Source organism: Spirosoma sp. KCTC 42546 (assembly GCF_006965485.1).
Classification (GTDB): Bacteria; Bacteroidota; Bacteroidia; order Cytophagales; family Spirosomataceae; genus Spirosoma.
The window spans coordinates 6,007,589-6,025,395 of the sequence record NZ_CP041360.1; the positions used below are offsets into that span (position 1 = coordinate 6,007,589).

Below are 17,807 nucleotides of genomic sequence, written 5' to 3' on the forward strand. Positions count from 1 at the left end.
AATCATGAATTGGTGTGACCATAGTAAATTATCATATATATATCGCATTAACTTACCGAATTAGTTGCCTGTTTTGAGTGAACAAATTCACCCGTTTGCGTTATAGACAAATAACAAACAAACTCGCTCAACGGACATGAAAACGAAACGGACGGACATTCTCCTGCCCCAACACATACCTGACCCCGACTTCATCACTATCACTGAGCACCACCTCAATGAGTGGCTCCATCTGCTGGACCATTTGCAGGATGCCCATGCCCCAACCGACCAATTAGCTTACTGTCGGAATCAAGTCACCCGACTCCAGCTTGAGCTCTATCAGCTACGCAACACCAACTGGCGGACAACCGTTGGCCAGCCTGAATAATCTGTCTCTTCAACTCTTCCCATTAAGCCTTGCGAACAACATATAGCCGGTCAAAGTAGATAGTATAAAACCCTATGGCTAAACCGGTAGTTACCTGATTACCTTAAATGGCTTATCCGGTGAAGAAAGTAGCGCCCTTTTTTCTGCTCTTAAAACAAGCGTTTACGAATTTGCAGGCTAATGATCCCATTAGGATGGCTGGTGCAACTGCTTTTTTTTCCTTTTTTGCTTTACCACCTATTGTAATTATACTCAGTAGGGTCCTTAGTCAGCTCTTTAATGATCACTACCAGCGTATTAGTGGCCAGCTATTTGATGAATTAGCCGACTTGTTTGGGCCTAAAAGTGCGAATCAACTGGAAGCGATTTCGCACCGTCTTCAACTGGCTAAACCTAGTTTCCCATTAACGGTGCTCAGCTCTGTATTAGTGCTGGTAGCCTCCACCACCTTATTTGCCATTATTAAAAGCTCCCTCAATCAACTTTGGAATATCAAAAAGAAATCTGGGCGTAATCTCCTTCTTATTCTGATCGACAAGTCAGTTGCTTTAGCTATTATACTAGGCTCAGGTTTCTTATTCAGCCTCTCGTTAGCCTTGGAGCAATTGTTAGTTCAGCTTAGTACGAAGTGGTCTCTTTCTTCACTTACCCATTATCAGGATATAGCCAATCTTGGGCATATATTGGTCTCTATCCTCATCCGCATGATTTGGTTTGGTATTCTGTTTAAGTTTTTACCCGATGTTAAAATCTCCTGGCGAGCTGTCTGGACAGGTGCCTTGTTCACTAGTATTCTTTTTAAAGTAGGGGAAGCCATACTAAACAACCTACTGATTAATAGCCAGGTAGGTCCTTTATATGGCAGATCGGGAGCGATCATTTTACTGTTGCTGTTTGTTTTCTATGCCTCACTAATTTTCTACTATGGGGCAGCTTTCACCCGTCAGTATAGTGAATGGATTCATCTGGCAGCCAAGCCTAACAGCCGGGCCATAGCCTACACGATTACGGAAGTGGACCCATCAAACCCGGGTGTATAAGTTGGTTCTCTACGATTTACTTATCGATGACCAGATGGGCATTGGGTGCTCATTTATGATATTATCTACCTAACAGCTGGTACAGAACAGAGGTATTTTTAACCAGTTTGCCCTAAGCGTTCATACATATACGTACAACAATTACTTTCTATTTTTACAGTGCAATGAAATTAATTCTGTACGTTGTGACTATATTTAAATTATAGAGACTATATTTATAAGGAATTTCAACAAGTAAGCGTCAACTTCAGATTGTAAGTTCTGTAAATTACGCTAGTTTGGCAGAGAACCTGAACTTGATAAGTTCTATTTACTCAACGGTAAGTGCAATTTTTACAATTTTTATTTATTTTGCTACCGTTTATTCTTCTCTGGGAACTCTATGTCCACCAAGAAAAACTTCCCACTACCAGGCCCCTGGACACTAGTGTTTGCTATATCAGCCTACTTATTTTGGCTGACTGTTAAATGGCTTTGTCAGCTACTGTTCTAAGTAGCCAGTATCCATTTTCTTTTTGTAGTAGCAAAGTATGCTTTTCTTACTTCTAGGAGTTAGTTTCTATCGTATACAGATCAACCGTTAAGTTCTGTTGCAATGAAATGTTGGCACTTCACTTTGTTTACTCTAGCAAGTACCTCCCTGGGCAACCGTATTGCTACGTATGCTCCTCTACCCGTATAGTGTGGTTATATGTTTGCGCTAAGCCATCCGACTGAGCATGCTTAAGCAACCAGGATCTCACTTCGCTAAGCATAAGGGCCGCCGACTTTCTGGTAGCATCAACCTCGCTATAAAGCTGTTGAAGCCGTGTATCTACAGCTCCTGCCAAGTTGAGCATAACACTGTATTCGTTAATATGCTGGGGGCCGGTGGGCAACTCACGGTCCGAAAAAAAATCAACTAATTCCTGGTGTTCATGACTAAGATTCATAATGCGAAAGTAGGTAGCCAGCATCTTAGTTGCACACAGCTCAAGTGAAAATAAATTTCCACAGGTCGAAAGAAAATGGTTACAGGACTTGGTTGTATGCAGTAACTCAATGCGTTGCAGATAACTTATGAATCATGAATAGTTCAGCCATTTTTCATTTAGGCTTTTGCCATTCTAACAGCTTTCCCCAACCAAATAAAATTTTCCTGAAAGGATGCTGATTCTGAGAATAGTAGCCTTTTTATATAATAGATGTATACCTAAAGGCTAACTGATATGGCCTAACTAATGCGCCTTGGCTCAATTATTGAGGTTTTTTTCCTGAGAATTTACAAGCCAAGCTATACTTTGGTTTGTAGTTGGATAGTTCATTAATCGCTGACTCCCCTGGAGTCGGCGATTTTGAACTATAATTTTCGAGGCTGTCTTCCTAATGACGCTCTATTTGGGAGTGCCACTATTAGTAAAATCCCCTTCATACCTGATGGGGATTTTTTATATAAACCAATTGCCAGAAGGCAGGTAACACTTTTGGGCTGGATTAGTAACTGAGTTTCTGATCCAGGGCTACTTTCTCCTGAGCCTGTCGCTTCTGGGTGACTATCCGCCCTTCCCGATCCTGATGCTTTAGTTCATCAAGTTCCCGTGCTTGTCGTATAGCTAACGTTGCTCGCTCATGAAAGTTAATTTCCTCCAGATATAAGCGAATATTTTCCTGTTCATGTTTTTTTATCAATGCAAATCGAACCTCTATTTCAAGAGCTAAATTGGTATTCCATTCCTTAAGATGCTGACGATTCAACTCAATACGCTGTTCGCTTTTTTCTCGTTCACTATCCATACATATACATAACTATCCAGATTGGTCTGTGGTGGTAATTATCTTTTAATTTTCCAGTAAAACTCTGTGAGTAAGCCAGGAAGCAGCCTCCCTTTATCAAACAGTTGCCCTGCATTTAGTAAATCTATAGTCAGCTATGGCCTGAATTTAGTAGCTTGCAGTTATTGTTTTATCTGTTAAGTGCAAAAATCTGAGGCTGCTGCGGTAGGTATCTCTAAGTTAATTATCGGCAACAACAGTCTTTCGTTAGGCAGTGGCCATCTTGTTCCACAACTTGTCATAACGAAACATCAATCTCAAAAAGAACCAATCTGCATAGTCTATAAATCATCACTTAAAGCCAATGAATCCATTTATCAATTTAAAGAGATCGTCGCAATACGGAGGAGTAGAGGAATACGTAGTCAATGTCAATCACATTGTACGAATTGCCAAGTCAGTTACTGGAAGTCAGGTCTTTACACTGGCAGGGGAATTTTTTTGCGATGAAAACCCGAGCCAAATCACGATCATGATAAAACGTGCATTTGATTTAATTCTGGGAGTTTCACCAGAAGTACAATCCAAGTAATAAGCTTAATGCCATCGGATCAACTACAAACACTGAGTTTACCACAAACTGGGTGTTTGTAGCTGCATTTTAAGTTTACAATAAAAGTAAGTTAGCAACTTTTTGCTCTTAATCAGTTACGGTTTTTTAGTTTATCATAAAGTAATCCCTCATCCTCAGCACGGGAAAATTTCATCACCATTCATTACTCAACTGACCAGAAGAAAACTATGCATACTGATTCAACATCAAAACTGGTTAGAAATAACTTTCAAGGGGGTAGTCTATTGGTTATTGAAGATAATGCCGACCACTGGTTATTAATTCAGCATGGCTTACAAACCATTTTACCGGAAGTGAGACTAACTCGGGTAGCCACTGCCCAGGAAGCTACTGACTATCTTCAGGATTGTGTAACCAGGCAATTATCATTACCTCGATTGGTTCTGCTGGATTTATATCTGCCTACACGGGAAGCTGGATTCGCATTTCTCAACGCTATCAAAACCTTCACGCCAATCTCAACCCTTAGACGGTTACCTATTGTTATTTTGAGTAGCTCCGATCACCTGGATGATATTGGCCAGGCATATGAATCAGGAGCTTCTTCATACTTCACGAAACCCACCTTCCCACAGGAGTGGACAGCCTATTTTCAGGCAATATTTGAGTACTGGGGTCGAACGGTTACGCTACCAGACAGTAATGCCAGTTAATACCAATACTTCCACTCACAAGTAGGACCAAGTCCATCTAGTCAATTAGGCATCATAAAACCTCGCCGGGCATTCACTAACCCGACTCGTAAATGGCTTTTGTAGTCAATGATTCTACTGTCTTTTTAAAGTTTCTGCCTGCTTCCGTATTTTTTTGGCATCATTTTCCCTTTGCCTAAAAAAATACACGATCCGAAATACTTTAGCCACTTATCTTCGTTAGTTCACATATAAGCCCTTTTCGATGCACAGAAGTTAACAAAAGGCATGGATTTCGCTATAGCTCTACGAAAGCTTATACCTGTACTGACCGCTTACCTCAACATGACTCTTACATTTGCCCAATACAGTATTCTCAAGGCCACTTATAAAGGGGTGACCTATGGACAACTAGAACAGGAAACCAATTTTGATTACCTGATGATTACATATTATATCAGTGGGTTATTAACGATTGGTTTGATACAAGCGAGTAATAAAGAAGGTAGCGAAACTACGTTCTACAAACTAACCGATGAGGGCGAGAATTCGATTGAAGAGTATGAACGGGCGAATCCGGCCCTGATTATTAAACAGGCTAGTAACCAGTCGTAAACTCTTACTGAATCCCGCCCATCCACTTCCTAAGCGGTTTTGCCAACAGCAATAGCAGAAAACCAAAACCTAAGCTGAAATACGCGACGCTTTGAAACATGCTGGGCATCTGGCTCACATTTTTTTCATCGAAGCCCCCTGCAAATAACCCGGCAATCAGGTTCCCCAGTGATGTGCCAACGAACCATACACCCATCAATTGGCTGGTGTATCGTTTCGGTGCCAATTTAGAAAAAGCACTTAAGCCCACCGGACTCAGGAATAACTCGCCAAGTGTAAAAAACAGGTAGGTAGATGACAGATAGAAAGGCGATATGCGTGTTCCTTCTAACGCCAGTTTAGAGGCAATTACCATTATTACGTAGGCCAGACCAAGCAAAATGAGGCTGGTTGCAAACTTGGCAGGCACGGAATAGCTAATCTTCCGGTTTGCCAGAAAAACCCACAACATGGCAAGAACGGGCGAGAAAGTCAGGATAAAGGCCGGATTAAGGTTCTGAAACCAGCTCGATGGCATTTGCCAGCCAAATAGGTTAAGGTCGGTATACCGGTCGGCAAAGATTTGCAGTGAAGAGCCTTGCTGTTCATTACCCGCCCAGAACAGGGCAGAGGCCAGAAAGAAAACAAACAAGACGACCACCCGCTTTTTCTCGACAGTATCCAGCCCACCCGCTAACAGAATATAGACAAAATAACCCACAGCGATCAGCGAAATGATGGTACCCATCGCGCGGGCCAGCCCTTGGGCAGTGGTCATGTCTAAAACACCGGTCAGTTGGAGTGTCGTTAACAACACGATAATAACCGCTAAGAATGCCAGTAGTGAGCGGTTACCGGTCGATGAGGCCTCGGTTGGGGGTTGTACTACGTAGTTGCCGTGTTCGCCCAGAAACCGCTGCCCAAACAGTCGGAATGTAACAAGGCCCAGCGCCATCGCTACGGCAGCAGCTCCAAACCCATAATGCCAGCCAACTCGCTGCCCCAGGTACCCAACTGTAAAAATACCGAGCAGCGAACCGAGGTTGATCCCCATATAGAAAATAGAAAAAGCGGCATCTTTACGAGCGCCCCCTTCAGGATATAGTTCACCCACAACGCTGCTGATGTTCGGCTTGAGAAGCCCAGTGCCCATAGCTACCGTGCATAGACCCGCATAGAATAGCCCCGGTCCGGATGGAATGGCCAGAATGATGTGGCCGAGCATGATGATTAATCCGCCATACCAGATGGACTTACGCTGTCCCAGAATGGTATCGGCAATCCAGCCGCCGGGCAGTGAGAGTAGATAAACGGATGCCGTATAGATTCCATAAATGGCCGCGCCCTCGGTTTCATTCAACCCCAAACCACCCCGAACGTTGTCGATCAGGAACAGCAACAAAATGGCTCTCATGCCGTAGTAGCTGAACCGTTCCCACATCTCGGTAAAAAACAGGACGAAAAGACCTGCCGGGTGCCCGAAAAGGGTAGTCTTGTCTATGGGCTTTTCAATAGTGGCTTCCATTTAGTTAGGTTAAGTGTTCAGTTTGCCGAAGAATCTATTCGTAAGTAACAAAAAAATAGATGTAAATATACTGCTGGCAACTGAATCCGGCAAGGCTACGTATCAGAAGCCCGGATCAAACGCCCACAAATCATCGAACCGTGTAGTACCAGTCGAACCCGTACTTATATAGCCTTTCGATCCGACCGCAAAACCAACCGCTTTTATCCGGGCTGCACCTTCAAAAGATCCTTTTTGAACCCATGAATCTATTTCTGGTCTATAAGCTAAAACCTGGTTTAGGCCCGCACCTATTGTGCCGGTTATCAGATAGCCAATACCATTAACGGCAAAACCAACACTATATGAACTATTAGAGACTTCATCCGGAATACTTCGACGTTGCGCCCAGCTATCTTGATCGGAATCATATACCCACAGATCGTTATGGGTCTTATTTAGTGAGCTTCCCGCTCCAACATAAGCGAGATTATTTATGACAAACGTAGCCGCACTAACGCGTGTGCCATCTCCGAAATCCTTGCGCTGTGTCCAGCTATTCGTAGAGGGATTAAATCTCCAGAGGTCTGCTTTTTCACTTCCATCGAAACCTAGCCCAACAAACCCCGCATCATATAGAGTAAAAGCAACCGCCAAACGCCGGGCACTACCCCCAAAATCAGCTACACGCATCCAGGTATTTGCGGTTGGGTTGTATTCGTAGAAGTCGCGGAAGAAATTACTCTGTGCATCTACCCCAGTCCCAACATAGCCTTTTGAATCGACAGCGAAAGCAACAGCTTCAGTACGTCCTTTTCCGGGTAAACTGGCTATCTGCGTCCAGGTATTTCGGGAAGGATCATATTTCCAAAAATCATTGAGCGCGTTATTGGAAACATCCAGCCCAGTGCCAAGGTAGGCCATATTCCCGATCGTAAAGGAAACGGCTGCAGCCCGGGCTGGCCCTTCCAATTCAGCCTTCAACGTCCAGTTGCCCAACAGGGGGGATAACGTTATTGTACGCTGTGTACACTGCTGGAGCAGGAAGATTAAAACCACGCTTAAGCTTAGGACTATATAATTGACTTTCATTGGATTAAGAGATTTAGTTAAACAAAAACGCGTTTTCCTGCATAAAAAAGATGGTGATTAGCGATGCTTAACTTAGTTTAAGGTAATGTTTCCCAGGTTTACTTCGAACGACTAATGCTTCTCCCCTTCGACTATAAAAAAGACCCTTACCTGATTCTTGACTTCTCAGCTTCCAACCCTGATCTCGAAACACTCGACCTGACGGATACGGCCCTTTTCAGTGCATATGTATACGGTAAACTTCGGGCAGCCGGTGCCAGGGTGGGTATGGGTGGCTACAACGAACACCGGGTTATTTACCGGCGGAGTAAGCATTTTAATACATCTGACGAAACCTCCCCGTACAACGGTCCGCGTGAAATTCACCTTGGTATCGACTTCTGGGCCGAAGCCGGAACGCCCGTTTTCGCCCTTCTGGCAGGTCGTGTGCATAGTTTTCAGGACAACGCTCACTTCGGCGACTACGGCCCCACAATTATTCTGGAACATACGGGCAACGCGGCTGGAAAGTCGTTTGGTCAAACGGCTTTCCAGCCGCGTTACTCGCTGTATGGGCATCTGACCCGCCAATCGCTGGATGGGTTGCAGGAAGGAATGGAATTTAATGCCGGTCAGAAAATTGGCGAAATTGGGCCCTATCCCGAAAACGGCGACTGGCCTCCTCACCTCCATTTTCAACTCATGACTGATATGCTCGGACTAAAAGGGGATTTTCCGGGTGTATGCTCCCTAGCGGATCGTGAAAAATTTCTCCGTATTTGCCCCAACCCAAATGATTTATTAGGCATTGCTGGACTAGGTTAATTCATTGGCTACAAAGCTGTTTAGGCTTTACTTTTTAATGGATGAGTACTTAATTTTATCAGTCAGTTTTACCCCTAAATCCCCTGAAGGGGACTTTGCTCGTGTTCAAACAAAGTCCCCTTCAGGGGATTTAGGGGTAAAACAGGTTAGAAAAATAATCCTAAACAGCTTTGTAGCCAACGAGTGTCTTGCGCAACCATTTCTTTCAAAATATTTTGAAAGTATAAAAACAATTGCTTATCTTTGAGCATGGAATTCAACGAAGCCAAGGATAAATTTATTCATACCTGGGGTACACTAGCCACCCAATGGGGTATCAATCGGTCGATGGCGCAACTGCATGCGCTGCTGCTAATTGCCCCTCAACCGTTGGCTACAGAAGATGTGATGGAACAGCTGCAGATTTCGCGTGGCAACGCCAGCATGAACCTGCGCGACCTGATGGATTGGGGCCTGATTTATAAACAATTGAAACCAGGTGAGCGCCGGGAGTTTTTCATAGCCGAGAAAGACATCTGGAAAGTGGCCCGGCAAGTAGCCAAAGAACGTCGTCGCCGGGAAATTACGCCGGTTGTTGAGGTATTAAACGAACTGAAAACTATTTCAACCGACACGCCTGAGGCAAAGGAGTTTCAACGAGTGATGGAAGGGTTAAGTAGTGTAGTGAGCTTTGCCGATAGCACACTTAACGCCGTGATCAAAGCCGAAGAAAATTGGCTGATAGGTCAATTTATAAACGTATTCCGGTGATATTTTTTTACCATTATCTTTCAATAGTTTCTGAAATTTTAAACAGTACAAACTAATGAAAAAATTAATCGTTTATGACGAAAGCTGCCCAATGTGTCGACTCTATACAAAGGGTATGGTGGCTGCCGACACGAGCGGCTGCCTAACGCGAGTCAGTAGTAGTAAGTTGCCGCCTGAATTAGTGATTAATCGTTTGGATAAGCAACGGGCACGTCATGAAATACCCATGATTGACCTCGACGGTGGGGAAACCCTCTATGGAGTTGATACTTGGATTTATGCAGTTGGCCAGATGAATCAACAACTACAGAAGCTACTATCACTCAATTGGTTAAAACTCATGTTGCAAAAAATATATGCATTTATCTCCTACAATCGACGCATCATCATTACCTCGCCACCAGGTCGCTGGCAACTATTGGACCTTCAACCCGATTTTCATGCAGGTCAGCGGCTTGCCTTCATCCTATTCATTTTTGGGTTAACAACCAGCCTTTGGTTTTCTGGAAACAGCTCTGCCTGGCCACCAGCTCTATTCCTAGTAACAGTGGGTCAATTAGCAGCTGTTAAGCTTTACTTGCTTACACAACCATCGGCCAATACCACTGAAACAGTACTGGATTACACAGGTCACCTGGGCATGAGCCTTTTCCTGGGAGTACTGATTATCAGCATCAGTTCTCTTGTAGGATGGCAGATCCTTGGTCTGGTTGGCTACGCACTAATGATTGGTCAGCATTTTATTCGAACCTACCGGCTTGGCCTAAGTCCGTGGCTAAGTATCTGGTTTACTACGCTGGTTTTCGTACTGCTTCTGCAAGCGTAAAGCAGAGTTGCAAACATCCATAGGTAGGAAGTAGCAAAATCAAATTCAAGCAACGTTTTTCTAGCCGATTATAACTATGCGAAATACGTTCGACCCCTATACTTGGCACAACAACCTGTATTTTCGGTGGACAGCCCTACCGGTTTTAGCGCACATGTTCAGTTGGATGACTGGTGTTGGTGGTGTACTTCTCTTCCCGATTCTGATAACGGTTGCCCAGTATCTTATTTTCAAAGTTCATCCAGCTGTTGCGCGACCCGGCTTCTGGTTCGTAACCTTACCGATCACGTTTATTTGTTGGGTGAAATGGGGACCATTTATTACATCCACTCAGTCAGGGGGCATCATACAGGGAGTAACGGCTTATTATATAGGCCAGCTTGTCATCGCACTGTTTATCCCCCTGATAATCAAACCGGAACGGCCAGAATTCTTACTAAACTGGATTGGGTGTACTATAACATCTGGCCTAGGCTGGGTCGTACTCTACTGGTTTGTAACGGGTATGCAGGGCAACAAAGTCAATATCCCAGGAAACGTTACCATATTCCTGATTTATCCGGCAATCGCTTTGATTGCGAACAGTGCCAGTGGCTTTTTCCTGTTAAAGGAGTAGTAACCAGATCACACTGACACATCTATAGCTACGGTTTCGTCAAAAACTCCACGACGGCTTTCGAAAACTCAGGCGTACGCATGGCACCACCATGATTGCCCGGTACAATAACCAGCCTGGACCCCGGAATAGCATCTACCAGTGTCTGCGGATCACCATTGTCCTTATCCTGATCCCCGTTGACAACAAGCACCGGAATCTTAATCTTCCCTAAATCGGCACGACTCGTCACAGGCTGAAACTCCTGTAGACGGGCCAGCACAAGCGTATCGGCTCCAGCCTTTTTAGCATTATCTACAGCTGGTTGCAACTCAGGATGGCTGCCGGGTTTTGTTAGGGCTTCGTGGAAATTTTTGCGCCGAATCCAGTTGGGATCCGAAAAATCGACACTAATGCCGCCCATCACGGCCCGACGCACCAGTTTGTCCATGGTCAGTAGTTTAGCTGCCAGAATGGCTCCCCGCGAATAACCCACCACATCATAACTGGTTATGCCAAGGTATTGCACTAAGGCCATCACATCTTTCAGCTCGGCATTATTATCGTAGGCATCAGCAGCATGCGGCTTATCTGATAGGCCGTTGCCGCGTAAATCAAGGGTTATGACTTTGAATCCAGCATCGGCAAGCGACTGTCGTACAGGTGCCCGTTTCCAGCTTTCACTGGTCGAGATAAAGCCATGGAGTAACACAACCGGCTTGCCTTCTCCTATAATATCATAATGAATTTTCGTCCCATCGAACGATATAAACAACGGGTCACGAGTGGATTGAGCGCGAACAGCAAAAACCGTCGACAGACAGAGCAGAAACAGAACTGATTTCATAGCGTTTGTGAGCAATCTAAAGATGCCAGGCAACTGGACAAGTCTAACTTTTCGCTATTCTAATGAGTTATTCCCTCATAAACAAATCACTCAACGACTATGACAACCCTATTGACTCATGAAGCCCCCGCCGATGCCGAATTGATTGGTTCCCGCATTGGCCGTATTGACCCCGACAATTTTGAGAATCAGAGTGGAGCGGCCATCGAAGACGGCGACGATACAGACGAAGAAACTACTGATGAGGAAGAACTGGCCGATGAGCCACTTGACGAAGATGGTGACCCAACGGGTGAACACGACCATCATCAGGATGATAATTATGCCCTAGGCGGCCATGTGACTCGCTCAGGTAGCTAATCCATACATAGTTTTAAACTTACTATGAACACGACCAACGAAAATTATAATCCTGCCGACGATGGCAATCAGGGCGTTGTCCAGCTGATGGCGCAAAGCGAAGAAGCGAATGCCAGTGTTGCGCTGGATCAGCAAATGAACCCTGTTCACGCATCAGGCCCCGAACCCGAAAAAGCAGAAGTCAATGATTCTGACGTGGATGCAAATGGGGTCAACAACGATTTGCTGGAAGAAGAAGAGGTAGAGAACGGGGTCATTGATGAAACTGAAGATGACCAATAGCCAGTTAGCGCAACTTGTGATACGTATTGGACTGGGCATCAACATGCTTATGCACGGTTTGGTACGTATTCCTAACCTGAACGCCTTTGTCGCCAAAACGGGAGCCGGGTTTGCCAGTACCATCCTCCCCCCTATTTTGACTAAAGCCTTTCTCTATACCTTGCCATTTGTAGAATTGACTGTGGGTATTCTCATTCTGCTGGGTGGTCAGTTTAGTAAGTGGGGCTATTTGCTGGGCGGCTTAACGATTGGTGCCTTATTATTTGGCACAACGCTCAAAGAAGACTGGTCTGGTGCCGGAAATCAATTAATTTATGTGATTGCTTTTTATCTCGCATTGAGAGGGTTAGATGAGTCAGGGCGTCGGCGCTAACGATTTGATGATTGATTTTGCAACGGTTTGTTGGTCGCTTGGGTCAACAAAAGCAAACCAATTCATATAATCATGACAGTAAAATCAATTCTGCTCTTCGTCACAATCAGCTTTTCATTGATCGTTTCCTCCTGTAAAGAGGATATGACGCCAGTACAATCCAACACTCTCTATCAATCAAACTTTCAACAAAACCAGGACGGCTGGACTGCCGACATTGCCGATTACAGTACGCAACAACAGGACATTCGCTTTGAATCGGGATGGGCTGGCTTACCAAGCCCTCTGGATACTACCCGCAAGTCGATCCGGGTATCGAGCATGAATCGGAGCGACGATCTCTTTATGTTTCTGAAGAAAAAGCTCACAGGTCTTCAACCTAATACGGATTATAGACTTGTTTTCGACATCGAACTGGCATCGGCCTATGCTACAAATTCAATAGGTGTTGGCGGCTCGCCGGGTGGCAGTGTCTATCTGAAAGCGGGGGCCACGGCTACGGAACCAGCAAAAGTGCTGGACGATGATTTCTACACCATCAACCTCGACAAAGGGAATCAGTCGACGGGCGGAAAAGATGCCGCTCTACTGGGCAACATCGGCGCGGGTGAAGATGTAACTGATTATAAGCTAATTACTCGCACCAACGCCGAAAATCCGCTTACGGTTCGCTCAAACGCAGCAGGTGAACTCTGGCTTGTTGTTGGTACCGATTCAGGCTACGAAGGCCTTACAACGCTGTATTACAGCAACATAAAAGTGACAAAGAAGTAAGTAGCCCTACTTTCATCCATCTAACCAATGCCATCACCAGAAAGTGATGGCATTTATGTTTTACCAATCAGGTTAGTTAGCTAAACTCAGAAAGGTTGCTGAAATACCGAGAAGAAGTTCAATATTGATACGTCGTTGAGGAGATGCCATAACCAGATAGACTATACGTATTGAAATACCCGAAATAACGGAAAGTTTCCGATATTTGTCCAGCCTGCCCGGAACGTACCTATAGGGCAATTTGTTAAAAAAGCAGTGCATTGGTTCACTACCATGCAACTAACCGAGACTATGAGCAAGGACGTTGAAATTTTAGAGAGTATTACCAACGCCGAATATAAATACGGATTTGAGACGCTAATTGAGGCCGATGAGGCCCCTGTAGGCCTTGATGAGAGTACGATTCGCTTCATTTCTGCAAAAAAGAATGAACCCGACTGGTTGCTCGAAAATCGCCTGAAAGCCTTTCGGATGTGGCAGGAAATGACGGAGCCGAAATGGCCTAATGTTTTCTATCCCAAAATTGATTATCAGGCCATTAAGTATTACTCGGCCCCGAAACAAAAAAAGACGCTTAACTCCCTCGACGAAATTGATCCCGAACTGCTCGATACGTTCAAGCGGTTAGGCATTTCGCTGAACGAACAGAAGCGGTTGGCAGGTGTAGTTGACGGACCCGATGAGGATTCAGCCCAATCGAATCGACCACGAGTAGCGGTTGATGCGGTCATGGATTCGGTATCGGTAGCAACTACGTTCAAAAAAGACCTTGCCGAACGCGGTATCATTTTCTGTTCCATCACTGAGGCTGTTCATGAACACCCCGAACTGATCAAGAAATATCTTGGGTCGGTTGTTCCGGCTAAAGACAATTATTTTGCAGCCCTGAATGCGGCCGTCTTTACCGATGGTTCGTTCTGTTACATTCCAAAGGGAGTTCGTTGCCCCATGGAACTGTCGACCTATTTCCGCATCAACGCAGCCGGAACCGGCCAATTCGAGCGGACGCTAATCATTGCTGATGAAGGTTCGTACGTAAGCTACCTCGAAGGCTGTACCGCCCCCATGCGCGACGAAAATCAACTTCACGCTGCGGTTGTTGAACTGATTGCGATGGGTAACGCCGAAATCAAATACTCGACGGTACAAAACTGGTATCCAGGCGATAAAGAAGGCAAGGGAGGTATTTATAACTTCGTGACCAAACGCGGTATCTGTGATGGTCCGAACGCCAAAATATCCTGGACGCAGGTGGAAACCGGGTCGGCCATTACCTGGAAATACCCTTCGGTCATTCTGAAAGGCGACAATTCTATTGGTGAGTTCTATTCGGTTGCGGTAACGAACAACATGCAGCAAGCCGATACAGGCACCAAAATGATTCACATTGGCAAAAACACCAAAAGCCGGATCGTATCGAAAGGAATTTCGGCTGGAAAAAGCCAGAACTCCTACCGGGGTTTGGTGCAGGTGATGAAACGTGCCGAAAATGCCCGCAATTACTCCCAATGTGACTCGCTCTTACTAGGCGATAAATGCGGAGCCCACACATTCCCCTATCTGGAAGTAAACAACCCCTCGGCTACGGTCGAACACGAGGCTACGACCTCTAAAATCGGGGAAGACCAGTTGTTCTATTGCAACCAACGCGGTATCCCAACTGAACAGGCTGTAGCACTGATTATCAATGGGTACGCCAAAGAAGTATTGAATCAACTTCCTATGGAATTCGCGGTAGAAGCTCAGAAACTGCTCGCAATTAGTCTGGAAGGAAGTGTTGGGTAACTAGTTTATTAATTTTGTTTATATTGGAGCCTCTGTGAAAACACAGAGGCTTTTTTGTTATATTTGATTAGTCCCATCCGTACCTAATGACCGAAGATGAACATACAGACCTGCTAAGATTAAAAGCATTTCTGGAAAAAGCGTTGATCTCAGCAGAAGATGATCTGATACTTACTGACCCAAGGTTGTCAAAAAACGACTATGATTTTTTGATTAAGAAAGCCAGAATGTATCGTAATAACTTAGATAAAGTAATTGAATTACTGAACGAATCTAACAGATTGACATGAGCATGAACATAGTAGACGAATATCGGAACCGAATTCGCAAGGCTACTAACCTTGACGAGAAGAAAGCTATCGCAGCAGAACTTCATCTGTTGGCTGATACATTCGACAAAGTACAACGATCTAATTATGAACAAGCGATGCAGGAACTGCGTAGTGATATTGCCTTTCAGCTAGAAGTTATTGATCCGATTTCCCAACGTGCTGAAGCCATTCTGAGCCAATATTCATCCGTCGTAAAAGGGTAATATAAAGTGTTTGATGTGACCCCTATACAAGCGGAAGCATTATTACAGAATCTTGTATTACGCAATGCACGTTTGAGTCTTGAACTAAAGTAGAACTTGAAATAAAGCTAGCCCAGAAGAACAGCTAGTATCAGCTTGTCATACTATTCTATTTAATCAGCGGCTCAATTACGTTTCCCACGCTACCACTGGGTTCCAGAATCTTAAGCAGTGCCGATACAGTTGGCGCGGTATCGGCAACAACAGTACGGTTAAAGGTCTCGCCCGCTTTGACACCCCAGCCATAAAATAGCAAGGGAATATGGGTATCATACGCATAAGGCCCACCGTGACTGGCCGCAATAGAGCCCGCCATCCAGCCCGGTTCAATAACAAGCTGAATATCACCACTCCGTTTAGCGTGCGTACCGTTTTTATATAACGTCAGTTGGTAATCGTTCAAATTAGCCGTTCTTAACTCATGCAGGTTAAGAACATCTGCCACACCGTCCGTATTGAGAATGACACCACGAATAGCCAGATAGACGTCGTTTACCGAAATCTTTTTCGTTTGTAACAGCTCATGATTGAGATAAAACTGGTAATTCTCCGAAGCCCGGATATAATCACCTTCGCCAAATTTCTCCCTAAGCGCAGTTTTCACCGCAGCATTAATTCCACCCATATTGAGTCGACCGGCGGGCAGGTGGTGTTCCTTCAATAACTCCACTACATCCATTACACCGTGATCGGCAGTGATAAAAAACAGGTAGTTGCCTTTGCCAACCCAGGTATCTAATGTTGTCAGCATATCGGCCAGATCACGGTCAAGGCGCAGGTAAATATCCTCTTCCTCAACTGAAGTTGGGCCAAAAGCGTGGCCTACATAATCGGGCGTTGAAAAACTGACCGCCAGGAAATCGGTAGCGGTTCCTTTCCCCATATTTTCGTTTTTGAGTGCTTCCAGTGCTATTTCCTTCGTCAAGGTATTGCCATGGGGCGTACTGGCTATAATCCCGAATGCATCCCCCGACCGACCGGCCAGATCATACGGGAAAACCGATTTTTTCGAACCTGCCAGCTTGAATTCATAGGCTTTATCATCGGCGGTACTTTCTGTGTATTGGTCAATGGGCAGCAGCGTCTGCCAGCCTAACTTCATGAGTTCAGAGGGCCGTTTTCGGTCGTTATACTCCTTTACCCACTGCGGTAGCTCAGGTCGGTAAAATGTACTGGTGATCCAGTTACCCGTTTTACCATCAAACCAATACGCCCCATTGGCCGTATGCCCAGCGGGCAAAATGGCACCGCGATCTTTGAACGCCACGCCAATCGTTTTCGATTGATAGTTAGTGCCAATCCGCAACTGGTCGGTAACCGTACTGACCATCAGGTTTCTCGGCGACATTTTTCCCGCTGCGGCATTCGTTGTCCCCACGGCCTGAACGGAACTATCGCCCACGCAATACACACCTGTGCCCTGCCGTTTATCATACCATTCATTACCAACAATGCCGTGAATAGCCGGCATTGAACCGGTATAAACGGAGGCATGACCCGCAGCCGTAACTGTCAGTGCGTAGTGGTAATGATGGTTTCGACAGTTAAATCCTTCGCGCAATAAACGCTTAAATCCTCCTTCTGAATATTTATTGTAATAGCGATACCAGTAATCATAACGCATCTGATCCACGACCACACCAACCACCAGTTTTGGCCGGGCTAACGGTTGGACAGTCGTTGTTTTGTTCGTTTGAGCGAAAAGGGAGGATGTGACCAGCAGCAAAAAAAGCGAAAGACGGAACATAGTCTAGATAAATTGGGAGAATAGGAAATTGAATAGAGAACACAAAGGAACTAGTCAATTCTGGAAAAATTCTGCATTCTTCGGGCCGTAGCGACGGCCCACTTTCTGTTTTTAAAACGAATACGTGACCGATGCCCAGAAGCTTCCTGGCAGAATGATACAGCCAATTTGCCAGGAACCTCTCTCGAAATTGCCGTTTTGCAGGAACTGATCGCCACGAACGTTGCCTTCCGTTACCCCCCGACTATTGAGCAGATTGTCGCCCCAAATACGTAAACCAATTGATTTGCTCAGCCGATAGTCGACGCCAATGGATAGTTCGTCATACCCCCTAATTGATACACATAACTCGGCGAACTCCACCGCTTCCACGGGTAAATTTCACTTTGCCCGACAATTTATCTGTACAACATGTGGGCCTCTTACGACCGATGCCATCCTGAGACTCTACAGAATCCAGAGAATCTGGTTT

At 45.2% G+C, this 17,807-nt stretch carries 21 protein-coding genes; 14 read left to right on the forward strand and 7 right to left on the reverse strand.

Features of this window, described 5'->3' with window-relative positions:
- The first annotated feature begins 136 nt into the window (after positions 1 to 136).
- The gene (locus tag EXU85_RS24770) at positions 137 to 370 is read left to right on the forward strand and encodes a hypothetical protein (protein WP_142774659.1); all 234 of its coding nucleotides are present in this window, start codon (positions 137 to 139) and stop codon (positions 368 to 370) included.
- A 107-nt stretch (positions 371 to 477) separates the two neighbouring features.
- The gene (locus EXU85_RS24775; protein ID WP_246859233.1) at positions 478 to 1,410 is read left to right on the forward strand and encodes a YihY/virulence factor BrkB family protein; all 933 of its coding nucleotides are present in this window, start codon (positions 478 to 480) and stop codon (positions 1,408 to 1,410) included.
- Positions 1,411 to 2,066: 656 nt separating this feature from the next.
- Here EXU85_RS24775 and EXU85_RS24780 read toward each other — a convergent pair.
- Both EXU85_RS24780 and EXU85_RS24785 read right to left on the reverse strand, forming a co-directional pair.
- Positions 2,067 to 2,342: a hypothetical protein gene (locus EXU85_RS24780; protein ID WP_142774660.1), complete on the reverse strand. Its 276-nt coding sequence runs from the start codon at positions 2,340 to 2,342 to the stop codon at positions 2,067 to 2,069.
- Between the two features lie 541 nt (positions 2,343 to 2,883).
- Positions 2,884 to 3,183: a hypothetical protein gene (locus tag EXU85_RS24785; RefSeq protein WP_142774661.1), complete on the reverse strand. Its 300-nt coding sequence runs from the start codon at positions 3,181 to 3,183 to the stop codon at positions 2,884 to 2,886.
- 780 nt (positions 3,184 to 3,963) lie between these two features.
- On the opposite strand from EXU85_RS24785, the gene EXU85_RS24795 reads away from it, so the two are divergent.
- Together EXU85_RS24795 and EXU85_RS24800 are read left to right on the forward strand one after the other, a co-directional pair.
- A complete protein-coding gene (locus tag EXU85_RS24795; protein ID WP_142774663.1) occupies positions 3,964 to 4,449 on the forward strand; it encodes a response regulator in 486 nt (161 codons plus the stop codon).
- Between the two features lie 324 nt (positions 4,450 to 4,773).
- Positions 4,774 to 5,043: a MarR family transcriptional regulator gene (locus EXU85_RS24800; RefSeq protein WP_142774664.1), complete on the forward strand. Its 270-nt coding sequence runs from the start codon at positions 4,774 to 4,776 to the stop codon at positions 5,041 to 5,043.
- Between the two features lie 4 nt (positions 5,044 to 5,047).
- Here the strand turns inward: EXU85_RS24800 and EXU85_RS24805 are convergent, their stop codons facing one another.
- Both EXU85_RS24805 and EXU85_RS24810 read right to left on the reverse strand, forming a co-directional pair.
- Complete coding sequence (locus EXU85_RS24805) at positions 5,048 to 6,547, reverse strand: peptide MFS transporter (RefSeq protein WP_142774665.1); 1,500 nt, start codon at positions 6,545 to 6,547, stop codon at positions 5,048 to 5,050.
- Between the two features lie 102 nt (positions 6,548 to 6,649).
- Positions 6,650 to 7,618, reverse strand: coding sequence for a kelch repeat-containing protein (locus EXU85_RS24810; RefSeq protein ID WP_142774666.1), 969 nt, complete (start codon positions 7,616 to 7,618; stop codon positions 6,650 to 6,652).
- A gap of 114 nt (positions 7,619 to 7,732) precedes the next feature.
- On the opposite strand from EXU85_RS24810, the gene EXU85_RS24815 reads away from it, so the two are divergent.
- From EXU85_RS24815 to EXU85_RS24830, 4 genes are all read left to right on the forward strand, one after another.
- Positions 7,733 to 8,422 (forward strand): peptidoglycan DD-metalloendopeptidase family protein, encoded by a 690-nt coding sequence (locus EXU85_RS24815; RefSeq protein ID WP_142774667.1) that lies wholly within the window; start codon positions 7,733 to 7,735, stop codon positions 8,420 to 8,422.
- Positions 8,423 to 8,671: 249 nt separating this feature from the next.
- Positions 8,672 to 9,172 (forward strand): GbsR/MarR family transcriptional regulator, encoded by a 501-nt coding sequence (locus EXU85_RS24820; RefSeq protein ID WP_142774668.1) that lies wholly within the window; start codon positions 8,672 to 8,674, stop codon positions 9,170 to 9,172.
- Positions 9,173 to 9,227: 55 nt separating this feature from the next.
- Positions 9,228 to 9,998, forward strand: a complete 771-nt coding sequence (locus EXU85_RS24825; RefSeq protein ID WP_142774669.1) for a hypothetical protein — start codon at positions 9,228 to 9,230, stop codon at positions 9,996 to 9,998.
- 76 nt (positions 9,999 to 10,074) lie between these two features.
- Complete coding sequence (locus tag EXU85_RS24830; RefSeq protein WP_142774670.1) at positions 10,075 to 10,614, forward strand: hypothetical protein; 540 nt, start codon at positions 10,075 to 10,077, stop codon at positions 10,612 to 10,614.
- Positions 10,615 to 10,642: 28 nt separating this feature from the next.
- Here EXU85_RS24830 and EXU85_RS24835 read toward each other — a convergent pair whose 3' ends face one another.
- Positions 10,643 to 11,440, reverse strand: coding sequence for an alpha/beta fold hydrolase (locus tag EXU85_RS24835; RefSeq protein WP_142774671.1), 798 nt, complete (start codon positions 11,438 to 11,440; stop codon positions 10,643 to 10,645).
- A gap of 99 nt (positions 11,441 to 11,539) precedes the next feature.
- Between EXU85_RS24835 and EXU85_RS24840 the strand changes: the two genes are divergently transcribed.
- The 6 genes from EXU85_RS24840 to EXU85_RS24865 all read left to right on the forward strand — a co-directional run bounded on the left by EXU85_RS24840 (position 11,540) and on the right by EXU85_RS24865 (position 15,549).
- Entirely contained in the window at positions 11,540 to 11,800 is a 261-nt protein-coding gene (locus EXU85_RS24840) for a hypothetical protein (protein WP_142774672.1), read from the forward strand.
- Positions 11,801 to 11,824: 24 nt separating this feature from the next.
- On the forward strand, positions 11,825 to 12,082 hold the full coding sequence (locus EXU85_RS24845) for a hypothetical protein (RefSeq protein WP_142774673.1): 258 nt from the start codon (positions 11,825 to 11,827) through the stop codon (positions 12,080 to 12,082).
- Positions 12,060 to 12,455 carry a DoxX family membrane protein gene (locus EXU85_RS24850; RefSeq protein ID WP_371731946.1) on the forward strand — a complete coding sequence of 132 codons (396 nt, stop codon included), beginning with the start codon at positions 12,060 to 12,062 and terminating at the stop codon, positions 12,453 to 12,455. The genes EXU85_RS24845 and EXU85_RS24850 overlap by 23 nt, the downstream gene beginning before the upstream one ends.
- Before the next feature lie 72 nt (positions 12,456 to 12,527).
- Positions 12,528 to 13,229 carry a hypothetical protein gene (locus EXU85_RS24855; RefSeq protein WP_142774674.1) on the forward strand — a complete coding sequence of 234 codons (702 nt, stop codon included), beginning with the start codon at positions 12,528 to 12,530 and terminating at the stop codon, positions 13,227 to 13,229.
- A 291-nt stretch (positions 13,230 to 13,520) separates the two neighbouring features.
- A complete protein-coding gene (sufB, locus tag EXU85_RS24860; RefSeq protein WP_142774675.1) occupies positions 13,521 to 15,014 on the forward strand; it encodes a Fe-S cluster assembly protein SufB in 1,494 nt (497 codons plus the stop codon).
- Positions 15,015 to 15,306: 292 nt separating this feature from the next.
- Entirely contained in the window at positions 15,307 to 15,549 is a 243-nt protein-coding gene (locus EXU85_RS24865; protein WP_168207867.1) for a hypothetical protein, read from the forward strand.
- 148 nt (positions 15,550 to 15,697) lie between these two features.
- Here the strand turns inward: EXU85_RS24865 and pafA are convergent, their stop codons facing one another.
- Both pafA and EXU85_RS24875 read right to left on the reverse strand, forming a co-directional pair.
- Positions 15,698 to 17,335, reverse strand: a complete 1,638-nt coding sequence (pafA, locus tag EXU85_RS24870; protein WP_142774677.1) for an alkaline phosphatase PafA — start codon at positions 17,333 to 17,335, stop codon at positions 15,698 to 15,700.
- A 111-nt stretch (positions 17,336 to 17,446) separates the two neighbouring features.
- Positions 17,447 to 17,707: a hypothetical protein gene (locus EXU85_RS24875; protein ID WP_168207868.1), complete on the reverse strand. Its 261-nt coding sequence runs from the start codon at positions 17,705 to 17,707 to the stop codon at positions 17,447 to 17,449.
- Between the last annotated feature and the right edge of the window lie 100 nt (positions 17,708 to 17,807).

What these genes read in the sequence shown, in the direction of transcription:
- sufB (WP_142774675.1), top strand. Translation starts at nt 13,521, where the DNA reads ATGAGCAAGGACGTTGAAATTTTAGAGAGTATTACCAACGCCGAATAT.
- EXU85_RS24815 (WP_142774667.1), top strand. Translation starts at nt 7,733, where the DNA reads ATGCTTCTCCCCTTCGACTATAAAAAAGACCCTTACCTGATTCTTGAC.
- pafA (WP_142774677.1), bottom strand. Translation starts at nt 17,335, where the DNA reads ATGTTCCGTCTTTCGCTTTTTTTGCTGCTGGTCACATCCTCCCTTTTC.
- EXU85_RS24850 (WP_371731946.1), top strand. Translation starts at nt 12,060, where the DNA reads ATGAAACTGAAGATGACCAATAGCCAGTTAGCGCAACTTGTGATACGT.
- EXU85_RS24845 (WP_142774673.1), top strand. Translation starts at nt 11,825, where the DNA reads ATGAACACGACCAACGAAAATTATAATCCTGCCGACGATGGCAATCAG.
- EXU85_RS24865 (WP_168207867.1), top strand. Translation starts at nt 15,307, where the DNA reads ATGAACATAGTAGACGAATATCGGAACCGAATTCGCAAGGCTACTAAC.
- EXU85_RS24835 (WP_142774671.1), bottom strand. Translation starts at nt 11,440, where the DNA reads ATGAAATCAGTTCTGTTTCTGCTCTGTCTGTCGACGGTTTTTGCTGTT.
- EXU85_RS24805 (WP_142774665.1), bottom strand. Translation starts at nt 6,547, where the DNA reads ATGGAAGCCACTATTGAAAAGCCCATAGACAAGACTACCCTTTTCGGG.
- EXU85_RS24810 (WP_142774666.1), bottom strand. Translation starts at nt 7,618, where the DNA reads ATGAAAGTCAATTATATAGTCCTAAGCTTAAGCGTGGTTTTAATCTTC.
- EXU85_RS24840 (WP_142774672.1), top strand. Translation starts at nt 11,540, where the DNA reads ATGACAACCCTATTGACTCATGAAGCCCCCGCCGATGCCGAATTGATT.
- EXU85_RS24785 (WP_142774661.1), bottom strand. Translation starts at nt 3,183, where the DNA reads ATGGATAGTGAACGAGAAAAAAGCGAACAGCGTATTGAGTTGAATCGT.
- EXU85_RS24800 (WP_142774664.1), top strand. Translation starts at nt 4,774, where the DNA reads ATGACTCTTACATTTGCCCAATACAGTATTCTCAAGGCCACTTATAAA.
- EXU85_RS24825 (WP_142774669.1), top strand. Translation starts at nt 9,228, where the DNA reads ATGAAAAAATTAATCGTTTATGACGAAAGCTGCCCAATGTGTCGACTC.
- EXU85_RS24820 (WP_142774668.1), top strand. Translation starts at nt 8,672, where the DNA reads ATGGAATTCAACGAAGCCAAGGATAAATTTATTCATACCTGGGGTACA.
- EXU85_RS24770 (WP_142774659.1), top strand. Translation starts at nt 137, where the DNA reads ATGAAAACGAAACGGACGGACATTCTCCTGCCCCAACACATACCTGAC.
- EXU85_RS24830 (WP_142774670.1), top strand. Translation starts at nt 10,075, where the DNA reads ATGCGAAATACGTTCGACCCCTATACTTGGCACAACAACCTGTATTTT.
- EXU85_RS24775 (WP_246859233.1), top strand. Translation starts at nt 478, where the DNA reads ATGGCTTATCCGGTGAAGAAAGTAGCGCCCTTTTTTCTGCTCTTAAAA.
- EXU85_RS24795 (WP_142774663.1), top strand. Translation starts at nt 3,964, where the DNA reads ATGCATACTGATTCAACATCAAAACTGGTTAGAAATAACTTTCAAGGG.
- EXU85_RS24780 (WP_142774660.1), bottom strand. Translation starts at nt 2,342, where the DNA reads ATGAATCTTAGTCATGAACACCAGGAATTAGTTGATTTTTTTTCGGAC.
- EXU85_RS24855 (WP_142774674.1), top strand. Translation starts at nt 12,528, where the DNA reads ATGACAGTAAAATCAATTCTGCTCTTCGTCACAATCAGCTTTTCATTG.